The 20,590-nt window shown below is 59.3% G+C and carries 22 protein-coding genes; 11 read left to right on the forward strand and 11 right to left on the reverse strand.

Annotated elements, in window-relative coordinates; genetic code table 11:
* Positions 1–39: 39 nt before the first annotated feature.
* Positions 40–315 (reverse strand): helix-turn-helix domain-containing protein, encoded by a 276-nt coding sequence (locus CXB49_RS16895; RefSeq protein ID WP_369826503.1) that lies wholly within the window; start codon positions 313–315, stop codon positions 40–42.
* A 375-nt stretch (positions 316–690) separates the two neighbouring features.
* Here CXB49_RS16895 and CXB49_RS16900 point away from each other — a divergent pair, with 375 nt between their 5' ends.
* The 4 genes from CXB49_RS16900 to CXB49_RS23680 all read left to right on the forward strand — a co-directional run bounded on the left by CXB49_RS16900 (position 691) and on the right by CXB49_RS23680 (position 3,450).
* On the forward strand, positions 691–987 hold the full coding sequence (locus tag CXB49_RS16900) for a DUF1484 family protein (protein WP_233492838.1): 297 nt from the start codon (positions 691–693) through the stop codon (positions 985–987).
* Between the two features lie 171 nt (positions 988–1,158).
* Positions 1,159–2,406, forward strand: coding sequence for a PAAR domain-containing protein (locus tag CXB49_RS16905; RefSeq protein ID WP_101709475.1), 1,248 nt, complete (start codon positions 1,159–1,161; stop codon positions 2,404–2,406).
* A 2-nt stretch (positions 2,407–2,408) separates the two neighbouring features.
* On the forward strand, positions 2,409–2,873 hold the full coding sequence (locus tag CXB49_RS23675) for a hypothetical protein (protein WP_158300920.1): 465 nt from the start codon (positions 2,409–2,411) through the stop codon (positions 2,871–2,873).
* Between the two features lie 115 nt (positions 2,874–2,988).
* A complete protein-coding gene (locus CXB49_RS23680; protein WP_158300921.1) occupies positions 2,989–3,450 on the forward strand; it encodes a hypothetical protein in 462 nt (153 codons plus the stop codon).
* 164 nt (positions 3,451–3,614) lie between these two features.
* Here CXB49_RS23680 and CXB49_RS23685 read toward each other — a convergent pair whose 3' ends face one another.
* The 4 genes from CXB49_RS23685 to CXB49_RS16915 form a co-directional block, all read right to left on the reverse strand.
* Positions 3,615–3,758, reverse strand: coding sequence for a hypothetical protein (locus CXB49_RS23685; RefSeq protein WP_158300922.1), 144 nt, complete (start codon positions 3,756–3,758; stop codon positions 3,615–3,617).
* A gap of 45 nt (positions 3,759–3,803) precedes the next feature.
* Positions 3,804–3,995 carry a hypothetical protein gene (locus CXB49_RS23690; protein ID WP_158300923.1) on the reverse strand — a complete coding sequence of 64 codons (192 nt, stop codon included), beginning with the start codon at positions 3,993–3,995 and terminating at the stop codon, positions 3,804–3,806.
* A gap of 374 nt (positions 3,996–4,369) precedes the next feature.
* A complete protein-coding gene (locus tag CXB49_RS16910; protein ID WP_101706528.1) occupies positions 4,370–5,416 on the reverse strand; it encodes an IS630 family transposase in 1,047 nt (348 codons plus the stop codon).
* Positions 5,417–5,579: 163 nt separating this feature from the next.
* Complete coding sequence (locus CXB49_RS16915; protein ID WP_101709476.1) at positions 5,580–6,317, reverse strand: SDR family oxidoreductase; 738 nt, start codon at positions 6,315–6,317, stop codon at positions 5,580–5,582.
* A 104-nt stretch (positions 6,318–6,421) separates the two neighbouring features.
* Between CXB49_RS16915 and CXB49_RS16920 the strand changes: the two genes are divergently transcribed.
* Both CXB49_RS16920 and CXB49_RS16925 read left to right on the forward strand, forming a co-directional pair.
* Entirely contained in the window at positions 6,422–7,333 is a 912-nt protein-coding gene (locus tag CXB49_RS16920) for an AraC family transcriptional regulator (protein WP_101709477.1), read from the forward strand.
* 670 nt (positions 7,334–8,003) lie between these two features.
* Positions 8,004–8,417, forward strand: coding sequence for a GFA family protein (locus CXB49_RS16925; RefSeq protein WP_101709478.1), 414 nt, complete (start codon positions 8,004–8,006; stop codon positions 8,415–8,417).
* Between the two features lie 121 nt (positions 8,418–8,538).
* Here CXB49_RS16925 and CXB49_RS16930 read toward each other — a convergent pair whose 3' ends face one another.
* From CXB49_RS16930 to bla, 3 genes are all read right to left on the reverse strand, one after another.
* Positions 8,539–8,886: an energy transducer TonB gene (locus CXB49_RS16930; protein WP_158300924.1), complete on the reverse strand. Its 348-nt coding sequence runs from the start codon at positions 8,884–8,886 to the stop codon at positions 8,539–8,541.
* A 58-nt stretch (positions 8,887–8,944) separates the two neighbouring features.
* On the reverse strand, positions 8,945–9,655 hold the full coding sequence (locus CXB49_RS23695; protein WP_158300925.1) for a hypothetical protein: 711 nt from the start codon (positions 9,653–9,655) through the stop codon (positions 8,945–8,947).
* 673 nt (positions 9,656–10,328) lie between these two features.
* Entirely contained in the window at positions 10,329–11,210 is an 882-nt protein-coding gene (gene bla / locus CXB49_RS16935; RefSeq protein WP_101709480.1) for a carbapenem-hydrolyzing class A beta-lactamase, read from the reverse strand.
* 849 nt (positions 11,211–12,059) lie between these two features.
* On the opposite strand from bla, the gene CXB49_RS16940 reads away from it, so the two are divergent.
* The 5 genes from CXB49_RS16940 (at position 12,060) to CXB49_RS16960 (ending at position 17,431) form a co-directional block, all read left to right on the forward strand.
* Positions 12,060–13,691 carry a methyl-accepting chemotaxis protein gene (locus CXB49_RS16940; protein ID WP_158300926.1) on the forward strand — a complete coding sequence of 544 codons (1,632 nt, stop codon included), beginning with the start codon at positions 12,060–12,062 and terminating at the stop codon, positions 13,689–13,691.
* Between the two features lie 600 nt (positions 13,692–14,291).
* Complete coding sequence (locus CXB49_RS16945; RefSeq protein ID WP_101709482.1) at positions 14,292–15,038, forward strand: curculin (mannose-binding) lectin; 747 nt, start codon at positions 14,292–14,294, stop codon at positions 15,036–15,038.
* A gap of 220 nt (positions 15,039–15,258) precedes the next feature.
* A complete protein-coding gene (locus CXB49_RS16950; protein ID WP_101709483.1) occupies positions 15,259–15,645 on the forward strand; it encodes a hypothetical protein in 387 nt (128 codons plus the stop codon).
* A 309-nt stretch (positions 15,646–15,954) separates the two neighbouring features.
* Entirely contained in the window at positions 15,955–16,575 is a 621-nt protein-coding gene (locus tag CXB49_RS16955) for a hypothetical protein (protein ID WP_101709484.1), read from the forward strand.
* Between the two features lie 160 nt (positions 16,576–16,735).
* Entirely contained in the window at positions 16,736–17,431 is a 696-nt protein-coding gene (locus CXB49_RS16960; RefSeq protein WP_101709485.1) for a DUF2076 family protein, read from the forward strand.
* Positions 17,432–17,489: 58 nt separating this feature from the next.
* On the opposite strand, the gene CXB49_RS16965 is transcribed toward CXB49_RS16960, so the two are convergent.
* Genes CXB49_RS16965 through CXB49_RS16975 form a run of 3 tightly spaced genes read right to left on the reverse strand, consistent with a single transcriptional unit; the run spans position 17,490 to position 20,544 of the window.
* Entirely contained in the window at positions 17,490–18,761 is a 1,272-nt protein-coding gene (locus tag CXB49_RS16965) for a DSD1 family PLP-dependent enzyme (RefSeq protein ID WP_233492840.1), read from the reverse strand.
* On the reverse strand, positions 18,758–20,149 hold the full coding sequence (locus CXB49_RS16970) for a D-arabinono-1,4-lactone oxidase (protein ID WP_101709486.1): 1,392 nt from the start codon (positions 20,147–20,149) through the stop codon (positions 18,758–18,760). Before CXB49_RS16970 ends, CXB49_RS16965 begins: the two co-directional genes overlap by 4 nt.
* Complete coding sequence (locus CXB49_RS16975) at positions 20,146–20,544, reverse strand: cytochrome c5 family protein (RefSeq protein WP_101709487.1); 399 nt, start codon at positions 20,542–20,544, stop codon at positions 20,146–20,148. Before CXB49_RS16975 ends, CXB49_RS16970 begins: the two co-directional genes overlap by 4 nt.
* Between the last annotated feature and the right edge of the window lie 46 nt (positions 20,545–20,590).

Raw genomic sequence — 20,590 nt, forward strand, 5'->3', positions numbered from 1 at the left:
CACTAGCCCCCCCTTGAAAAGCTTGGCATCGTTTGCTAATTACTTGCTTGCTTTGTCCAGCAATCCGCCAAACATCTCTGGATCAACCAAGTCTCTCAACGCCACGCCCAAAGCATCAGCCAATGCGCCCATGTTGTCGATAGAGACGTTTCGCTCACAACGCTCGATCTCCGAGACATAGGTTCTGCTCATCCCCGCCTGTAACGCTAGAGCCTCTTGCGACACATCATGCAGACGTCTGGCAATCCGCAGATTACGGGCAAAAACCGCGCGCGCGGACAAGGGTTTAGTCGTGTTTTCCATATCCGCAAGCATCACCGCTTGCCATCCCAAGAACCACGCGATATGCTTTGCAAATTGCAAACTATAAGTGACTTTTTGTTTTTCATTGATATCTTCTTGCCACTAATTAAGCTACGACTTGTGCAGACAGCCACACGGGGAGATGCCTATGCATCGGAGTTCCTGCTTTGGATTTCAGACACTACACGGCCAACCGCCTCGTCGACTCAGCGCCGGTAGCGTAGTTCACGGGGCTGCACCAGCGCCCCATGCAAGGAGGACTTTGCCATGCCCAGCATCCCCCGTAGTCGATCACACCTCGCCGTCTCTCTGAAAAACCGCCGCCCCGTCAGCACTCGCTGGCTGCGTCACGTCCAAGCCTCCACGCCGACTCTCAGCCTGTTGGCGATGACCCGGCTGCATGACGCGCTCGCCGCCTTGCAGATACACCTGGATAGCCGGGATTACGCCAAGATGCGGTTGCCAGCCGCCCATGTGGCCTATCTGTGCGAGGAGATAGAGCAGGCGGTGATCGAAGCCGTCTGCCACCTCGCCCACGGCCAGCTGGGCTTGCAGTCGGTGCTGGGCCTGCTCGCCTGCCTGGGCGACGACGCCCATCTGCCATCCCGCCGCCTGCAGGCCTTGCTGATACCGCTGGACAAGCGGATGGACGAAGCCTTCGCGCGGCTGACCCGCGTGCTGTAGGCCCCCTCCCATCCAAGCAACAGCCAGGCCCGCCTCCCGGCGGCCTGGCTGCTGCCAAAACCTGCGTTTACGCTGCGGGCAGCTAAGCGGTCCGTACGACCTGCCCTGTTTGCCAGCAGGCTGAATAAGTGTTTTCGAATATAATTCGCCGTTTGCTTTTCCCCTCTTCTTATGAAACGCGTCATACGCATCGGCGACCCCACCAGCCATGGCGGCAAGGTCGTCAGCGCCTCAGCCACCACCTCCATGTTCGGCAAAGCCGTCGCGCTGATCGGCGATGCTGTCAGCTGCCCGCAGAACGGACACGTCAACTGCGTCATTGTGGAAGGCGACCCGTCATGGACCGTCGGCGGCAAGGCCGTCGCGCTTGAAGGCCACAAAGTCAGTTGCGGCGCCGCGCTGATCTCGACGATGGGCGAAGTCGGCCGCGACTATGAAAGCAGCGGGACCGCGACAACGGGCAGCCGCTCAAACGGGCTGGCCACCGGTGTGGCCGCGACAGCCGCCAGCATGGCGTCCCTCGCCGCTTTCGACGAGCAGATCCGCTTCTTCACCGCCGACCGGAACGTGCTCGCCAACACCCGCTACACGCTCACGCTGGGTGACGGCAGCACGGTCGAAGGCAGCACCGACTCCGCCGGCAAGACGGCGCGCATCCAGACCGATAAAGCCACCGAGATTACCTGCGTGGAGTTTTACCCGGATACGATCTATGGCTGCGCCTGCCAGCAAGAGCATATGTGCGAGACCGGGGGACGCGCGCCCTCCCCGGCCCTCAAAGCCAAGCTCAGTGGCATCAAGACGAATCCCCAGGCTATCGGCTCGTCCACGGTCAACCATACCTTGCCGAAGGCGACAGACACACGGGGCATGACGCCGGGCGAAATCGCCATGGCCCGGACGGTATTCAAGAACGCCATCGATTACACCAAGGTCAAAATCCACCGAGGCGGCTTGTTCGGCCAGCCAAACCGCTCTGGCAATGCCATGACGCCAAAGGGAGAAATTCACTTTCCGGATGATGCATTTCAGCCTGATTTTTCGGCTGTAGATGACAAATCGGTGAAGATCTGGTTCATTCACGAGATGACTCACGTTTGGCAATACCAGCTAGGCTATAGCGTTACATTTGCGGGGATGAAAATTGGCGCAAAAGGCGGTTATTCTGATGACGGTAAAAAGGGAGCACCATCACCGGCCTATCGTTATCATCTGAATACCGAAGACAAAGGCAAAACCATGCCTGATTTCAATATGGAACAGCAGGGTGAGCTTGTGTCCCATTATTTTGGCGCGACAGCATTGAACTACCCCAACTATGTTGGAAAGCTACCGTCTTTGAAGATCGCACTTGCCAGCTTCTTGACCAATCCTTCTGATGCGGGTCTGCTACCCACAACAACTGCAATTGAGCCATAATTATGAAGCAATATATGCTTATCGGTGCGCTGTTTTTTTCAAACACTGGCTTTGCAATGTCAAAGCTGTATGATGCGGATGCCTCTGTATTGATGAAGAATGGCAAACCATGCTTCTACATCAGCACACCAATTGAAAAAGAGACACCAGACTTCCTGGCTGGTGAGGGCGTTCATGCTGCGGTTTTTAAAGTGAATGGCCCCAGCAAATGGGATATGTGGATGGAGAAGCGCTTGCGTGTTGACCCTGTCACACCAAAGTCTTGCATTCCATACGGGATGAAATCTCCAATCAGAAACGACAAGCTTGCATTGCCTTTAAATCACGGTGAAGGATATTACTTCTCACTCACCGGCGAGTATGGTCGCTATCGAGTCTACTTTTGTGTGAAAAAAGATTCAAACAGCAATAAAGATTACTTGGTAAAGGCAGACAAATATGGCCATTGTCTTTCTGAATCATTGTGATACGCCACTTTTATCATTTTAAAGCCATGCATCTACGTGACTACATATTGCGATCAAAAGTAAACTGCTGCAATTTGCACTCGTAGTCAAATGGCCAGAGTAGATAAAATAAACTATGAAATATCTACTGGCAGTGGGACTAGCATTGGCCAGCAACTGCTGGGCAATGTCCAAACCCTTCGATGCGTATGCCGCTGCGGTGATGAAGGATGGGAAACCATGCTTCTACTTGAAAGTTCCGATTGAAGGCGAGACACCGGATTATCTCAAGGGTCAGGGTGTATCCGCGGAGGTTTTCAACGATACACAACATCGTTATATGTGGAAGTCTTGGTACAAAACCACGCTAAAGACTGCTCCAGTGTCACCACAAACATGCCTCCCCTACGGCACCATATCACCGGACAAAAATAAGGTGCCGGCACAGCCACTAACCAACCACACCGCTTATATTTTCGACATGTTTGGCGAGCACGGCCGGAACCGTCTTTACTTCTGTATCAAGAAAAACTCTCAAGGGAAAGACTATTTGAGCAAATTTGACCCACAAGGAAATTGCTCAGCCAATCCTCTTTGAGTTGGTGGCATTTCATAAAATCAAAACCCACCCTAAAAAGCCGGCAGGTTTTAAACAGTCATTAATGAAGAATTACAGCATATGGTGTATAAAAACTAAGTGACTACCGCCAGCGCCGCCACCAGAAGGACAGGCCCCTCCGCTGGATCCCCAAGCCCCACCGATCAGAGCGCCTGCCATTCCTCCAAAATAAGCGCCAACCGCAGCGCCACCAGGGAAAGGAGAAAGCGCGCCAAGTGCACCGCCTGCAAGTGCTCCTGCTCCCATTCCTGCACCGCCGGCGCCAACAATTTGATTTGCGCACTCACCCCGCGCACCTGAGACAGTTTCTACTTCGTCAATCGTTAGCTCGATCATTTCTTCTTCCTTGAAAATAGCCCCACCAATACAACGATTGCCGCTGGAATAAAGGTTTTAAAAACAACAAGCTTTACATCAACCTCATCTCCAGCCGGCGAATAATGTCTTGCAACACCATAAAGCACCGCAGTAAAAGATAGCCATACAAAGCAGAAAGAAAATAGTGCTATTGATATTTTTTTCATGCTCTACCCCATGAAATAAAAGACAATTCAAATATTAATTACTACTTAACTGCATTGAAAATAGATTGAAATATCTCGCAGATCATGAGTTGGCTCAACCAACAATTTATCATGACGACAGGATAATTGCAAGTAATTTCACATACCCGACATAGAGCGGTAGCATCACCGCAAATTGATTCGACGAAGCATGCCCTGCCTGCTTTAAGTTCTTGAAAAAATCAACACTCAAAATCAATAACAATAATATGCCACTTATTTAACTATGAAAAATCTTTGATTGCTTCAACAGTAGATACGGAATATTTCAATTCAATCTTCTCAATACTTCCACACAACTTATTAATCCGGCAGTCAAATACCGTACAGAAAGCTCATGCCGCGTAGCGGATTTTTTCATGCCGGAAGTACGACCGGATTCTGGCCGGCTGCTTCTGCAATGAGCGTAAATGGGACAGCACTTTCCCTTGAAGTTGACCGTCTGATCGAACCGGCTCACCTGCGCTCATTCTGGCCTTCAGGTCGCCGTTCAAGTATTCATCCGGGTTCAGTTCCGGTGAGTAGCTGGGCAGGAAGAACAACTCAATCGCCTTCTTGTTCTCTTCCTCCTCCAACCATGCTTGCACCAGCTTGCTGTGATGCACGCGCAAGTTGTCGAGGATCAAGAACACCTTCTTGCCGCCAGCATCACGGATCAGCCGCATCAGAAACTTGATCAGCACCCGGGCCGTCAAGGTCTCCCGGTACAGCATGAAGCGCATCTTGCCTTGGTTGGTAATGGCCGAAATCAAGTTGATGCGCGCTCTTTTCGATTGGGATAACACCAGAACTGGGGTTTGGCCTTTTGGGGCGTAGCCACGCGGAAAGTGCTCAACACTCGACACCGCCGATTCGTCGCCCCAGCTGATTTCAGCCATTTCCGCTTTGGCACGCGCGACGATAGCCGGGTATTCCTCCTTGAGCCATTTCTCGACTGCTGCCGGTCGCTGCTCATAAGCGCGTTTGAGCGGGCGCTGCGGCGTAAAGCCCCAGCGGGCCAAGTACAGACGGACAGTACGGATCGGCAGATCGATCAGAAACATCTGCTTGATTACAGCCTTGACCGCCTGAGCACTCCACAGGGCAAACCTCAGCTTCATCTGGTCTGGCGTGCGATCCACGATGTCCTGCTTGATCCGGGCTTCCTGCGCCTCGGTCAGCCGACGGCCGGTGCCTTCGGCGCGACCGCGCTTCTGTTCTTTGAATCCCTGCGCACCTAGTGCTGCCTCACGCACCACCCAGGCGGAAATGGTGGGGCGGCGCAGCCCGAGTTCTTCGGCAATACTGGCTTGAGACCGGCCTCGCTTGTACATCCGGATAGCGGTACGCCTCAGCTGCTCACGGGCGGCCAGTTCAAGCTTGCGCACATCGATTTTTTCCATGCCGGAAGTATACAATCTGTACGGATTATTACTGCCGGATTAATAGTAGCAGCACCAAAACTGGGATAGTGAGAAACAGGGTTAGAAAGCGGTGCAATGCCCGGCTGGAAGATGGCCGCATCCCACCGTTTCGTGCCGGATATTGCACCCTACGCCTCTGCGTCTACCCTTGCGCCGTGGGGCGGACGATGATCTCGCCCACATCGACGTCGGCGGGCTGCTCGATGGCAAACGCGATCGCGCGGGCCACCGCTTCCGGTGGCATCGCGAATGCCTCCATGCTGGCCGAGATTTGCGCTTTGACTTCCTGGTTTGTCATCGACTCGGCGAAGTTGGTCCGAGTGAAACCGGGGGAGATGACCGTCACCCGCAGCTTGTCGCCCGCCTCCTGCCTCAAGCCCTCCGAGATTGCCCGCACGGCGGCCTTGCTGCCCGCATAGACCGCCATGTTCGGCAGGATGCGATGCGCGGCGGTGGACGCGGTGTTGATGAAGTGGCCGAAGCCTTGTGAGCGGAAGACCGGCAAAGCCGCATAGATTCCGTACAGCACGCCTTTGATGTTGACGTCCACCATCTCCTCCCAATCGTCGACGCGCAATTCATCGAGCGGGGAGATCGGGCCGACGCCGGCATTGTTGATCAGCACATCCAGCTTGCCGTATCGCTCGCATGCCAGCTGGACGAGCCGCAACGCGTCCTCCCGGCGCCTGACGTCCACGCATGCCCATGCGCAGCTCCCGCCGGCCTCAGCGATCCGTTCCGCCACGCCGCGCAGGCGATGTTCTCCACGGGCGCCTAGCACCACTTTCGCTCCGCGCGCCGCCAACAGCAGCGCGGTGGCCTCGCCGATTCCGCTGCTCGCGCCGGTGATGGCCACGACCTTGTCTTTGATTGCCGACATGATGTTCTCCTTATCGCATATCCAGAAGGGCTCATCTTCAGCTATCGATGCCGGCCAATCTATAATCGATTCAACGAAATTCTTTATCCATCGTACGGAATCTCATGGACCCGCTTTCCGATATCTTCCATCTGCTCAAAGTCGAAAGCATGCTGTCGGCGCGGTTCGAGGCGCATGGCGCCTGGTCGCTGCGTTTTTCCGCCTATCAACACATCAAGTTCGGCGGCGTGTTGGCCGGCGCGTTCTGGCTATGGTTCGAAGACGGCGTCCCGCCGATCAGGCTGCGGCAGGGAGACTTCTATCTGCTGACCCAGGGGCAGGCGTATTGCACCGGCAGCGATCCCTCGCTCGCGCCAGCCGATGGCCGCGAGGTGCTCGCGGCCAACCGCGGCGCCGATGGCGTCGTGCGCTATGGCCAGGGCGGAGAGCGGATCAGCGCGGCGGGCGGCCGTTTCGTCCTCGACGCCAGCGCCAGCGCGCTGCTGCTCAAATCGCTGCCGCCGCTGATCCATATTCCGGCGGCGTCGGAAAGCGCGCCGGCACTGCGCGCCACGCTCGAACTGCTCCGCTTGGAAACGGAAACGCTCCGTCCTGGCGCGTCGCTTGCCGCGGCCAGTCTCGCGAACATGGTCCTGGTGCAGGTGCTGCGCGCGTATCTGGCGTCGAGCGCGCATACGCCCGGCTGGCTGGGAGCGCTGGCCGATCTCAAGATAGGAAAGGCGCTGGGCCTGATGCATGCGAACGCAGCCCGGCATTGGAAAGTCGACGAGCTCGCCGCCGCGGTGGCGATGTCGCGCACGATGTTTTCCCAGCGTTTCCGCTCGCTAGTCGGCATGACGCCTATCGATTACCTGACTCACTGGCGCATCGCCAAAGCCAGCGCCGCGCTGAGAGCCGGGGAGAGCATCGCATCGGTCGCCGAAAGCGTCGGCTATGGCTCGGAAGCGGCATTCCACTCCGCATTCAAACGGATTGTCGGGCAAAGCCCGGGACGTTATCGACGCTCGCAAGCCTAAGAGCCTGTTTACGATCTTTTTGCGGCATCGACGGTATTCTGCCGGATGCAGGGCACGAAAAACGGCCCGCGGCAGTGTCGCTCACTGCAAGAGACGTTTGACAAAGCCATGCGCCGGCAGAAAACCGTCCCGAAGGGCAGGCCAGCCAGCAGGCCATCTGCCGCGTTGTCGGGCTAGGCCTTGGAATCACCAAGGCCTACGCCCTCCGCCTTGCATCTGGCCTGCTGGCTGGCCTGCGCTGCTCGTAAAAAGATCGTAAACAGGCTCTAAGGGCTGGCCGTGGATAGCCGGCCCCGCCCCGCGCTGACTCGGCCGATAGCGATGTGACGGTGCGATGCCTGGCCGGGCATGGCATCCGGCATGCTTCCCAAAGCGGTCCCCGCTATCGCAAATGGCCGCCCCGCGATCATCGAAACGACCGCGATGCGCCCTCTTCCCTGCAGCCTGCCTGCAGGACGAACGCCACGCAAAAGGCTTCACACTTCAATTTCAAATGGATATAGTCTCTTTACATAAGCACACCCTGCCATATCCGCAGGCCTGCCCCTCGCTCCCGCCAACACCCGCGTCCCTGACAGCAAGAACAAAGCATGACGCCTGGCCGGCACGCTGCCGTCCACCAGGCTCGGCGTCGACATGACGCGCATGATCAACCAGCACGGAGTGGAATATGAATTCGAAATACACAGGGCAGTGCCTTTGCGGCGAGATCCGCTACGCAGTCGATGTCGAGCCCTTGTTCATGGGGAACTGCCACTGCAAGGACTGCCAGAGAAGTTCGGGCGGCGCTTTCATCCCGGCCATGCTTTTTCCCGAACAGGCGGTCGTCGTGTCCGGCGAGGCCAAGTTTTTTGAGACCACGGCCGACAGCGGCAATACGCACAGCCGGGGCTTCTGCCCGCATTGCGGCTCGCAACTGTTCGCCAGATTCGGCAGCATTCCCGGCATGCTGGGCGTCAAGGCTGGCACCTTGGACGACAGCTCGCGCTACGCGCCGAAGCTGGACTTCCATGTGGCAAGCGCCGCGCCGTGGGACTTCATGAATCCCAAGCTTCCGAAGAAACAAGGCGCAGCTCAGAGTTAAGATATTAACGATAGTCAGCATTTGACGGGGCCGAGTGGAATCGTAACTTGGCCGCGCTAACTAAAATCAGCGCTTATTGATTGCGCTACAGGTCCTTCTTCTGATAAGCCATGCTTAAGTACTAGGCGCTCTCTTCAGGAGCATGGAAAATAAAGTAAGTTTTTGCTTTTCTTAGCTTACCATCATCATGGTATGGTTGAAACTTCCATTGATACACTGCATCCTCGCATGCTTTTCGTACTGCAGGGTCTACATCTCCAGGCACTGTAACAGTGTTCGTGTCTCCATTCTCTTTCACAACAAAATCGACCTCTACTCTTCCTGAGAAATTTGTTTCACCATTTGGATACCGAGGCTGTACCTTTTTCATGATGATTAATGGCTGCCTACCAGGTGGCGCTCCCAGCATGCTTTCCGCAATGGAAAATGGGACCATAATCATTAGCAAGGTAAATAATATTTTTTTCAAGGCATCCCTAACATCACGTTGACATCTAAATTAAAAACAAAAAAAGCACGATACTTATTTAATCCATCTCAGGAATGAAATGTGATATACCGCCACTACCACCACCACTCGTAGTGCCATCATAAACAACAGGGTCTGAACACTCAACATAGCCACTTTTTGAGCCAAAGTTACCCATTTCCGAAACTGTTGCGTTATTTACGGTCCCCATATGTGCAGAACTTATGCCAGAACAATCTCCTCCTCCAATGCTTTTTGGCACAGATGGTTGAGACTGTGACTGCGGCTTGTGATTCACCATTCTTATACCGACCCCATCTTGACAATCAGATATCGCATCATCGGTAGTCTTAGTGCGCTGCAGCAGATCATTCGCAATATCTAGCGCGGACTTTGCTTCCTTATACTCAGGAAGAAGGGTAAGCGTGGCAATACTCCAAGCACAGCTTAAGAATTTCCCACCATCCTTTACATAAAATTCATTATGGTTATATACATCGACCGTGCCCTTTCCCGGTGTTCCTGACTGACCACTAGCCTGTACTTTTGGTTTCTCATAAACGATTGCCCTCTCTTCGACATCACCATTCTGCCCACTCAGTGTCACAATTGCAGCAGGCGTGCCTTCGTTGGGATCAGTTTCTGAGATATTACTTTTTACCGAATGAGCGTCAATAGGACCATCATCATCCGTAATAAGCTTATCACCTGGAGTTCGATGATTGAGAAGATAGTCACCTGTAGTCATTTGCCCAATGATTGATAGCACTACTCACTCCATGAGTCATAAAATGGAGGTGAATTATCAAATCCAATATGATGCTATTTTGTTAAAAATCTAGCACAAATGTTTATTTTTGTTAACTTGACATCAAATTTTAATATTTTCGACACTGTTGAGTGTTAATTCTCAAAAACATTCAATTATGCCAAATGAATTTCATAAGAATTAACTAATTTGTCTCATTTTTGTTGCACTGCATCTGGCGTAATCGACATTTTCCATAACTGGCATGCCTTACAAAACCCATAGCCTAGTCAGAGCAGAATGAAATCCAACATTCGCCGAGAAATTGATCAGGCGGTAAAGACCGCAGCCACGCCTCACGGTAACCAGTAGGTTTCGCCACACTCCGTGCCAACCCCCACGGTTTGCCCCACGCCCAGCCCCTCCAGCGTCACCTTCACCCCCACGGCAATCAGCGCGGCCGGGTTTGAGATTTTGTCCCACTCCTTCGTATAGACGGCTAGCACGATAGGTACGCAGCCCACGCCACCATCTGGACTCGGCCATTGCCGGCTGCATCCCTCTCCCCTAGTCATATGGCTTGCACACTCGAGCACTCCGTCAGCCCAAGACTTACCACCAAGCTGCAGTCCTCACCTTTTCGGTAAACCTTGGGCTTCGCTGCGCTCAGCACCACGCTACGGGATTTATCGTTTTACTTCCGGCTCACGCCCAGCCCTTCCAAGGCAGCCTTCGCCGCGGCGGCGATCACCGCGTCGCTGGGCTTGAGGTTTTTATCGCGCCCCTTCGTGTAGACGGCCAGCACGATGGGCGCGCGGCCCTTCGGCCAGATCACGGCGTAGTCGTTGGCCGTGCCGTACACCCCGCAGGTGCCGGTCTTGTCGCCGACTTTCCATCCGGCCGGCACCTCCGCCCGGATCCGCTTGTCGCCGGTGGTGTTGCCCTTCAGCCAGTCGTTCAGCTGCCGGCGCTGCGGCGCCGCCAGCGCGGAGCCCAAGGCCAGCTTTCGCAGGCTCTCCGCCACCGCGCGCGGCGACGAGGTGTCGCGCGCGTCGTCCGGAATCGCCGTGTTCAGCTCCGGCTCCCAGCGGTCCAGCCGGAATGTGCGGTCGCCGATGGAGCGCATGAAGGCCGTCAGCCCGGCCGGGCCGCCCAGCTCCTTCAACAGCAGATTGCCGGCCGCGTTGTCGCTGTACTGCACGGTGGCCGCGCACAGCCCCGCCACCGTCATGCCGGTGGCCTGGTGCTTTCTGGTGATCGGCGACCAGGAAATCAGCGCGTCCTCGCCGTAGGCGATGCGCTTGTCCAGCAGGCCGGCCTGTTGTTGGCTGCGCGCCAGCGTGGCTGCGGCCACGAAACCCTTGAACGAGCTGCACAGCGGGAAGCGCTCTTCGGCCCGGTAACTGACGACCGCGCCGGAACCTGTGTCAATCGCGTGGACGCCGATAGTGCCGCCAAAATCCTTCTCGATTTTGGCGAATGTCTCCGCGGCGGCGCCGGCCGGCGCGGCGGCCGAGAAGCTGGCCAGCGGCCACAAAAAGCAAGATAGCAAGGCAAAACGGCGGGAAAACGACATAAAACGCTCCTGGTTTGATGATGGAAAGCGGATTCTGACCGGACGGGCAGCCGCCTTCATCCCCGAAAATTGTAACCGCCGTAACAAGCGCGGCGCTTTCTGCCCGGTCCGGATAGCGTCCGGCCAACCAGGACCCGCCCCCTCCCCCGATGGCGATCCTGGCCGGACATCGCGCATGCGAGGCCATGCGGCGTAAGTATCGGCATCGGCCGCCGCATCGCCGATCCGGCCATATCGAACCAGCCTGGCGCAGCAAACATGAAGACATGAAATACATGTACATCGCCATATCGAAATGAAACGCATTTATTCAAAACAAGCCGGCTCCAATCCCTAGCGGGCGATTTTCCTGCCCATCCCCTTCATAGCGTTCTTCCACGGTTTCTTCATCGTTTTCTGAAATCGAACATTGCGCAGCCATCGATTGGAGCAGGGATGCTAAAATCATAAACGGCCGTATTCCCGGATATCAGGTCAATCCACTGCACATTAATTTCCATCCGGTATTCCTACCAGAAAACCTCTTGCATCCGCATATCAATCGACAGCCATCCAAACCAGGCAGCCCACCCCAAAATAATACCCATCGGCTAATGAATAATTTAAAAGCGCTGCTATAAATCAGAAGTAACTGTTATGCCCCGGCAGGGATAATAAGGCAATAGCAATGACCCTATGCCATCAGTAAAAAATTCCAAATAAATTAACTCTCCGTGCTGATAGTGGAAGTAAAGCGGACACGCATGATGCTCTCTCCTCTTTTTCGAAAGAGGGCATGGCGTTTGCTGCCGTGAATATTGTCGCGAGTACAGGACCACAGCTAGGAGGGATCCGTGTATGGCTACACCGATGAAGATTGGAACCCGCCTGCGGTTGGGATTTGGAACACTGGTCGTGATGACTCTGCTGTTATCGTTGCTGGGCATCGAGGCCTTGTCGTCCGTGGTCAAGGACTTTCAAGCGGTCAGCAGCGAGATCTGGCCCAAGACCAAGCTGGCCAATGCGAATATCAAGGAAGCTTATGATTATGCGCGCGCCTTCAGCTTCATCATCACCTCGGAAGGCCGGCCGGGCGTCAGCCCGGCCGACATAGCGGCCGCGCGCGATGTCCTCGCCGTTACCGTCAAAAACGTCAACGAGAACATGAAGGCGCTGGAGGGGATCGTATCCGGCGAACAGGAAAAATCGCTGCTGGACCAGGTCAAGGAGGCCAGGGCCAACTATGGCAAGAGCCGCAACCGCGTGCTTGGCTTGCAGAAGGCAGGGAAGAAGGACGAGGCCATCGTCCTGATGTTCAGCGAGACGACAAAGCTGCAGTCGGCCTATATCGATGCCTGGAAGAAGTTCATCTCCTACGAGGAAGACTTGCTGAAGAGCGGCAACGAGGAAGCCAACGCCACATACGGCACCGGCAAGCTCAGGCTGCTGGGACTGTCTTTGCTGGCGGTGCTGGTCGGCATCGTCGTGTCCACCGCCAATACCCGGGTGATCTTGCGCCTGCTGGGCGGCGAGCTTCACGCGGCCATCGAGAGCGTTGGCGCGCTGGCCAACGGCAACCTCTCCCAACGCATAGCGGCCAGCAGTCCCGAGAGCCTGCTCGGACACCTGGAATTGATGCGACAGAGCCTCAACGCCATGCTCAAACAGTTGCTCGACAATTCTGCCAATCTGGAGCGTCTGTCCCATGAGCTTGTCGATGTGTCCGAAAATGTGGCCAATGGTTCGGATGTCGGCAGCGATGCCGCCGCCAGCATGGCTGGCGCGGTGGAGGAAATGACGGTCAGCATTTCGGTGGTGTCGCAGAATTCGCGCAATGCGTCGGCCACCGCCGTGCAGACGGGACAGTCGGCCACCCAGGGGGTGGAGCGCATGCACGAGCTGGGCCACAGCATGGCCAGTATTTCCGCCAATGTGCGCGACTCCGCGGTCCAGGTCGGCGAATTGGGCAAGCAGTCGGAAGCCATCCGCTCCATTGTCGGCGTGATCAAGGACATTGCCGATCAGACCAATCTGCTGGCCTTGAATGCCTCCATCGAGGCGGCGCGCGCAGGAGAATCCGGCCGGGGCTTCGCCGTGGTGGCCGATGAGGTGCGCAAGCTCGCCGAGCGCACCGCCCAGTCGACCAAGGATATTTCCCAAGTGATCGAAAGCATCCAGGGCAATGTGCAAAACGTGGTTTCCACCATGTCCAGAAGCGTCGAGGCGGTCGAGAACGGAGAACGGCAGGCCGAGCAAAGCGCGGAGGCGATCAGCCATATCCAGCGGGAAACCAATGGCATGGTCAGCACCATTCACGAGATCAGCAGCGCCATGTCGGAGAATTCCAGCGCGAGCCATCAAATCGCCAATACGGTGGAGAGCATCGCGCGCAGCGCCGAAATGAACAGCGATGCGGCCAAGCAGATGGCCGGCGCCGCGCAGCAGCTGGAAACGCTGGCCAACCAGCTGAACCTGCTGACGACCCGCTTTACCGTTGCTTGAGCGACGATGCCGGCCCAAGCCGCCGTGCTTGGGCTGGATGGACCACCCAGCCCGCCATCCCCCTACCCGCCCATGAAGGCGGCGCCGCCGCTGCCATTGCGCGAAACCGCGAACTTTCCGCGCCTCCCCATTTAGCCATCACTTTTCAGAATCAAATAAATTATTGGCATTTATCGATGCGGTTATTTCAATCCATAACGCAATTCGTTTATTTCGATGCCGGAATGGCAATATTGATGTACGGAATTCATTGCCAGCAATAAAAACAAAAGCGCCGAGCAAAACAAAGGCCATAACGCCAATGCAATGCTCCAAAACGCTATTTTATGGCAATAAATCATTATGCCAGTACAATTCAAGCCGTCTATTTAATAGGATGCCGAAAAACAAATTCCTATTTAATACCATCCATAATCAGACTAATTTGGCGCGGTTCTATTTAATCATTCCAGCTTACCGACTGTGGCAAAACAAACACTCCTTTTGCCGCCATGTCTTATTCAAGACAAAATTAAATGACAAATTCATAATTCACTGGTAAATACTCTCGCTGCAATCGTTGTATCTCATCCCGTATCACTCACTGAAAAGGAATGTGCGATGAAAAAACTGCTGTGTGCGATAGCCGCCAGCATGATGCTGTTCACGATGTCCGCCGAGGCGAAATCGCTCAACTCGGGTCAAAGCCTGTCGATCAACGACAGGGTGTATTCCGATAACGGGCAATATTTTCTCGCCATGCAGGCTGACGGCAATCTGGTGTTCTACGGTCCCAGCGGCGCGCTGTGGGCATCGAATACCGTAGGCAGCGGCGCCATCCAGGCGATGATGCAGCCGGACGGCCGCCTCGTGCTTTATCGCCCGGGCGGTGCGGTGGTGTGGCAACTCAATACCGGCTGGGGCGGCAGCTTCCTCAATGTCCAGAGCGACGGCAACCTGGTGTTCTACCGCCTGAAACCGGTATGGGACAGCCATACCAGCGACCCGGCCACGATGCAGAACCTGCCGTCGCAAACCTTCATGCCGCCGGCCCACATCGCGCCGGGCAACAGCTATACCGTCGGCCAGTATTTCCTGATCTTCCAGACCGACGGCAATATGGTGCTGTACAAGAACGGCAGCCAGATCATCTGGTCCAGCGGCACGACGGGATCGGGCGCCACCGACGCCTGGATGCAGGCCGATGGCAACTTCGTGATCTACGCCAACGGCTCGCCGGTCTGGAAGACCAACACCGCCGGCACGCCCAACCCGTACCTGGCGCTGCAGGCCGACGGCAATCTGGTGATCTACAGCCAGGTTCCGGTATGGGACCGCACCCACGGTCCGCTGCAACAAACCCGTTGATCCCACGGTCGCCCGAAACGGCGGCAAGCGATCAAACCGACAGCCAGGCCCGCCTCCCGGTGGCCCGGCTGTTTTTCATTCCGGTGACCCTGCCCGATTTGAACCACATTCACCGGCAAATAGATACTGTAAGAGCTGGCAGGCGGAAATCGATGCTTGATCGACTATAGATTGATGGCAGCACGCGAGGTCCGTTTCCATCGCATTTGGGAGATCTGTCATGTCAGTTCCGCAAATCGGCACCTACGTTTCCGCAGACAAGAATTTCAGCTTCAAGATCACCTCGGCCAATGCCTCGAATGGCGTGATCGCCGGCGTTTATCAAGCCAATTACAGCCCGATAGGCTCGTTCAAGGCGGAAGGCGAGATCGGCCACTACGGCTGGGTGTTCAGCAAGGCCCAGGGCAAGGACGGCGTCGCGCCGTTCAACCTCTCCTTCGGCGGCAGCCAGCGCCCCGATGGACGCGCCTACAATATCGTCGACAGCTGGAACGGCGCGTATCTGACCAACAACACCCTCCTGGTCGAAGGCTCGCGCGCCTTCGTCAATAGCGACGGCACCGTCCAGGTCGGCAGCCTAGGCACGCAGATCTTCACGCTGTCCTAAGCCTCTTCAGGCAGAACAGCCCGGCCGTCTCTCGACGGCCGGGCTGTTGCATTCAATGGGCTACGCCTACAAGCGGTACTGCCGCAGCGTGGCCATCTGCTGATTGGCCAGATCGTCCAGATGCCCGGCGTTGGCCGCTGGTCGACGCCTTCACCGCCTGCCGCGCCTGGCCTATCGCACGGGATGGCCGTCTCCGGCCGCCACCTGAAATGCCATTGTCAAACTTCACCCGTATAAAGCCCTGACGCGCCGACCGCGGCCTCCTCCAGGCCCGAATGCGCCGGCGCGCCCCAGACTCCAGGAGAATCCATGACCCCGCATCTGTCGAACTGGCCGCGTCGCGTCGCGCTGGCCGCCTTGCCGCTGCTGCTGTCCGCCCACGCCGTCGCCGCCACCGAAACCATCGTGATGATCCGCCACGGCGAGAAGCCGGCGCAGGGCCTGGGGCAGATCACCTGCCAGGGCTTGAACCGCGCGCTGGCGCTGCCGCAGGTGCTGACCAGCGCCTTCGGCACGCCGGATGCCATCTTCGCCCCCGATCCGTCCACCCAGGTGTCGGACCCCGGCGGCAATTTCTACTATGTGCGTCCGCTGGCGACGATAGAGCCGACCGCCATCAGCCTGGGCATGCCGGTCAATACCGGCTACGGCTTCACGCAGACCACCGACCTGGCGTCCAAGCTGCTGAACTCGGACTATGCCGACTCCACCGTGTTCGTCGCCTGGGAGCACAAGAAGATCGTCACGCTGGCCAAGCAGATCTTCTCCGACCTGAAGCAGTCGGCCAGCATCCCGTCCTGGTCGGATTCCGACTACGACAGCATCTACGTCATCACCATCAACGGTTCCGGCAGCCGCCGCACCGCCTCGTTCTCGCTGAAGGCGGAAGGCCTGAACGGCCAGAGCACCGCCTGCCCGCGGCCCAACTGAGCGCCGGCTGGAGGCGGCCCATCGCACGACGGGCCGGCCGCCGGCCACATTCGGTAACGATTGCGTCGCTTGTCCGGGCGTCAAACGCATATACAATGCGTTTACAAAATTCACGCGAGCTATCGCCTCCCGCCGGCCCGCGCCACCAGGAAAGCCCATCATGACGCCGCAAGAGAACCAAGCGCTGCAAACCTTTCTGACCCAACTGGTACAGGCCCGTGGCGTGGCCAAGGACCCGCAGGCCGAAGCCGCCATCCTGCAGGCCGCCGCGCAACAGCCGGACGCCGCCTACCTGCTGGTGCTGCGTTGCATGCAGCAGGAACAGGCGCTGGCCGCCGCCAACGCGCAAATCGCCAAGCTGCAGGCCGACCTGCAGGCCGCGCGCAGCGCCCAAGCGCCGGTCGGCGCGCCCGGGACCTTCCTCGATCCGAACGCCGGCTCCGCCTGGGGCGCCCCGCCGCCGGCCCCGGCCTATGCCCCGCGCCCCGCCGCACCGGCCTATCCGCCGGCCGCGCCGGCTTATCAACAACCGGCCCCGGCCTACCAGCAGGCGCCGGCGCAATCGTCGGGCTTCCTCGGCGGCGGCGTCGGCAGCTTCCTCGGCAATGTGGCCACCACCGCGGCCGGCGTCGCCGCCGGCACCTTCCTGGTGCAGGGCATAGAAAACCTGTTCGGGGGCCATTCCGGCCACGGCGGCGGCCAGAGCCAGGCCGGCTACGACGCGCCGGTTCCGACCGAACAGAACATCACCGTCAACAATTACTACGAGTCCGATTCCCAGGACGGCGGCGATTATCAGGACACCGGCGCCTCGCAGGACGACTACGCCTCCGACGACGACAGCAACTACGTCTGAGCCGGCGGCGGCCGCCAGCGACAACCGCGCCTCCCGGCGCGGTTTTTTTGATGCCTGTTCAGCCGGTGGCCGGCAACACCGGCCAGCTGTCGACGATGCGGCCATCCTGATAGACGGCGATGTCGCCGAACTGCTGCAGCACCGCCTCGCTCTGCCGCGGCCGGAAGAACACCATATCGTCGGCGGCCAGCCGCTGCAGGCCGGACCCCAGCAGCACCTGCTGGTTGGACGAGACGCCGTACAAGCCGCTGGCGGACAGCCCCGGCGGCGACACCGGATCGGCCAGCCAGTTGCCGCCGTAGATGAAGTAGGCGCGACGGGCGTTCGGGTCCCAGCCGCGCGCGAGGCCGCCCAGCCACTCTACGCCGTACGGCAGCTGGAAATCGGGCAGCGCCTTCAGCACCGGCGTGGCGATGAAACAGGCCGGCCTCAGGTCGTCCAGCAAGGCGGTGTCGAAATCGCCAGGCTTGAGCAAGGCCGAGCCCAGCGCCACCTCGTTCTCGACGCCGTCGCCGTGGTAGAGCCGGTAGGTCGGCGAGCCGCCGGCGTTGAAGCAGGGGCGGCCGGCCGCCGCGTACAGCGCCGGCCGCGCCCGCGCCATCGCGGCGAAGGCGGCATAAGCCTCGCGGGCATGACGGTGCGCCCGCTCCCGCAGGCCGGGCAGGTCGGGAATCTTCGCGACGTGCGCGTCGTAGCCCATCAGCCCCGACCATTGCAGCCTGGGCTCCGATTCGAGCAAATCCAGCATCGCCGCCATCGTGGCGGCGTCGGCGACGCCGCCGCGGTGCAGGCCGACGTCTATCTCGAGGTTGACCCTCAGCCTCAGGTTCTGGCCGCGCGCCAGCTCGCGGTACTGCGCCAGCCGTTCCGGCGTGTCCACCAGCCATTGCAGCTGCCGCTCAGGATGAAAGTCCGCATCGGCGAAGCGGTGGTAGAAGGCCTGCGCCGCCGCCACCGGCAACGGCTTGCCCAGCAGAATGTCGCGATCGCCGCGCGCCATCGCCAGAAGCTGGGGCAGGCTGAACAGCATCTGCCGCCGCGTGCCGCACAAGGCGGCCGCCTCGTTCAGCAAGGCCGGACACGGCAGCGACTTCACCACCAGCCGCAGCGGAATCCGCCCGGCCAGATGGGCCATGACCCGGCCGACGTTGTCCTGCAGCCGGCGCCGGTCCAGCACCAACGTCGGCGTGGCGATGCCTGCCTGGCGCAAGGCGTCGGCCATCTGGCGGAAATAGCCGTCGTGCGGCGCGCCGCGCGTCCCTGGACGGAGCGCGACGGCGGCCATCGCGCCGATGCCCAGCGCCGCCAGCATCCGCCGCCGGCCGTTCACGTCGCCACCCCGAACACGCCGCGCAGATGCGGATTGAGCAGCAGGCCGCGCGGATCGAGCTCGCGCCGCAACTTCAGAAAATCGTTCCAGCGCGGATACAGCGCGGCGAAATCGGCCGCGCGATGCGCGTGCAGCTTGCCCCAGTGCGGCCGGCCCTGGTATTTGCGGAAGATGGGCGCCAGGTCGGTCACCAGGTAGTCGCAGGCTTCGCCGGCGGCGGCGTGGACGGCGATGGAGCAAGAGTCGCGGCGATAGAACGGGCTGAGCCAGGCGTCGTCGCCCTGGACGAAGCGGAACTCCATCGGGAAGAACACATCGTCGCGCCGCTCCAGCCGCGCGATCACCTCGCGCGCGCAAGCGATGCCGGCCTCGCGCGGCACATGGCATTCGGTCTCGTTGAAACGGGTGGGCCGCGAGGTGGACAACAGCCGCCACGACTTGTCGAGCGCCTGTTCGCCCATGCCCGGGTCGATCAGTTTCTGCGCCACCCAGCGCCGCAGCGACGGCATCTTGCCCAGCCAGTCGCGCAAGCGGCGCAGCTCGCGCAGCATGTCCTCGTCCTGCGATTCCGGCCGGGACGCCGGGCCGGCCGGCGCCAGGTCGTGGACGATGGCCGCCGCGTAGCCGGTGAACGGCAGGTAGTAGAATTCGAAGTTGCGATGGGTCCGCGCCAACTCCGGCGCGGCGTCCAGCATCTGCTGGGCTGGCATCAGCCACAGCTTGCGCTTCAGATAGTAAGCCGGCACCACGGCGATGGTGGCGCGCGCGATCACGCCCAGGCTGCCCAGCGACACCCGTGCCGCCTGCAGCAGATCGTCGTCGCGGCCGCCGCCGCAGTCTACGATCTCGCCGGCCGGCGTCACCAGCCGCAAGGCCAGCGCGTCGGCGTGCAGCGCCTGCAGCCGCGCGCCGGTGCCGTGGGTGGCGGTGCTGATCGCGCCGGCGTAGCTCTGCGCGTCGATGTCGGGCTGGTTGCGCAGTGCCAGGCCGTGCTGGTCCAGCTGCCTAGCCAGCTGGGCGATGCGGGTGCCGGCCAGCAAGGTGGCGGTGCCGGCGGCGGCGTCCTGCGCCAGCAGGCCCGACATCCGGTCCAGCGACACCAGCTTGCCGGCGGTGGGGACCAGCGGCGTGAACGAGTGGCCGGCGCCGACGCAGCGCAGCGGCGTGCCGGCCGCGCCGGCGGCGCGCAACAGCCGCGCCAACTCGGCCTCGTCGCCCGGCGTGGCCAGCGCCTGCGCGGTGCAGCTTTGCAGGCCGCTCCAGTTGCGCCAGCGGTAGCCGCCGGCGGGCGCGGCCGCCCTGGGACCGGCGGAGCGGACGGTCCAGGCGCCCAGCAGCGCGCCGCCGCCTAGGCGCAGCAGCACGCGTCTATCCAGCGTGGTCTTCATCGCGTCCCTCCTTGCCCGCCGCCGGACATGAAGGCGATCAAGCGGGTGAACTCCTCGTCGCTGCAGTCGTTGCAATAGCCGCGCGGCGGCATCGCGTTCAGGCCGTCGCGGACATGGGACAGCAGCAAGGGCATGCCCTTGCGCAGCCTCGGCTCCCAGGCCGGCGCGAAGCCGGTCAGCGGCGCCTGGCTGGCCGGCATGCCGTGGCAGCTCAGACAGGAGCGCTCGTACTTGCTCGCCAGCGCCGCGTCGGCCGGCCGCAGCGTTTCCGCTTTCTGCAGATCGGCCGGCTGCGGCTTGTCCTCCCCGCCGCAAGCGGCCAGCAAGGCCAGCAAAGCCGCCCCCGCCCCCAGTGCCGCCGGCCGGCGGCCAGCTGTCTTCCTGTCTGCGTCCATGCCGTCTCCTCGCGCCCAGCGCCGCGCCTGCTGCGCCGCAAGCGCG

It is taken from the genome of Chromobacterium sp. ATCC 53434, assembly GCF_002848345.1.
Taxonomy (GTDB): domain Bacteria; phylum Pseudomonadota; class Gammaproteobacteria; order Burkholderiales; family Chromobacteriaceae; genus Chromobacterium.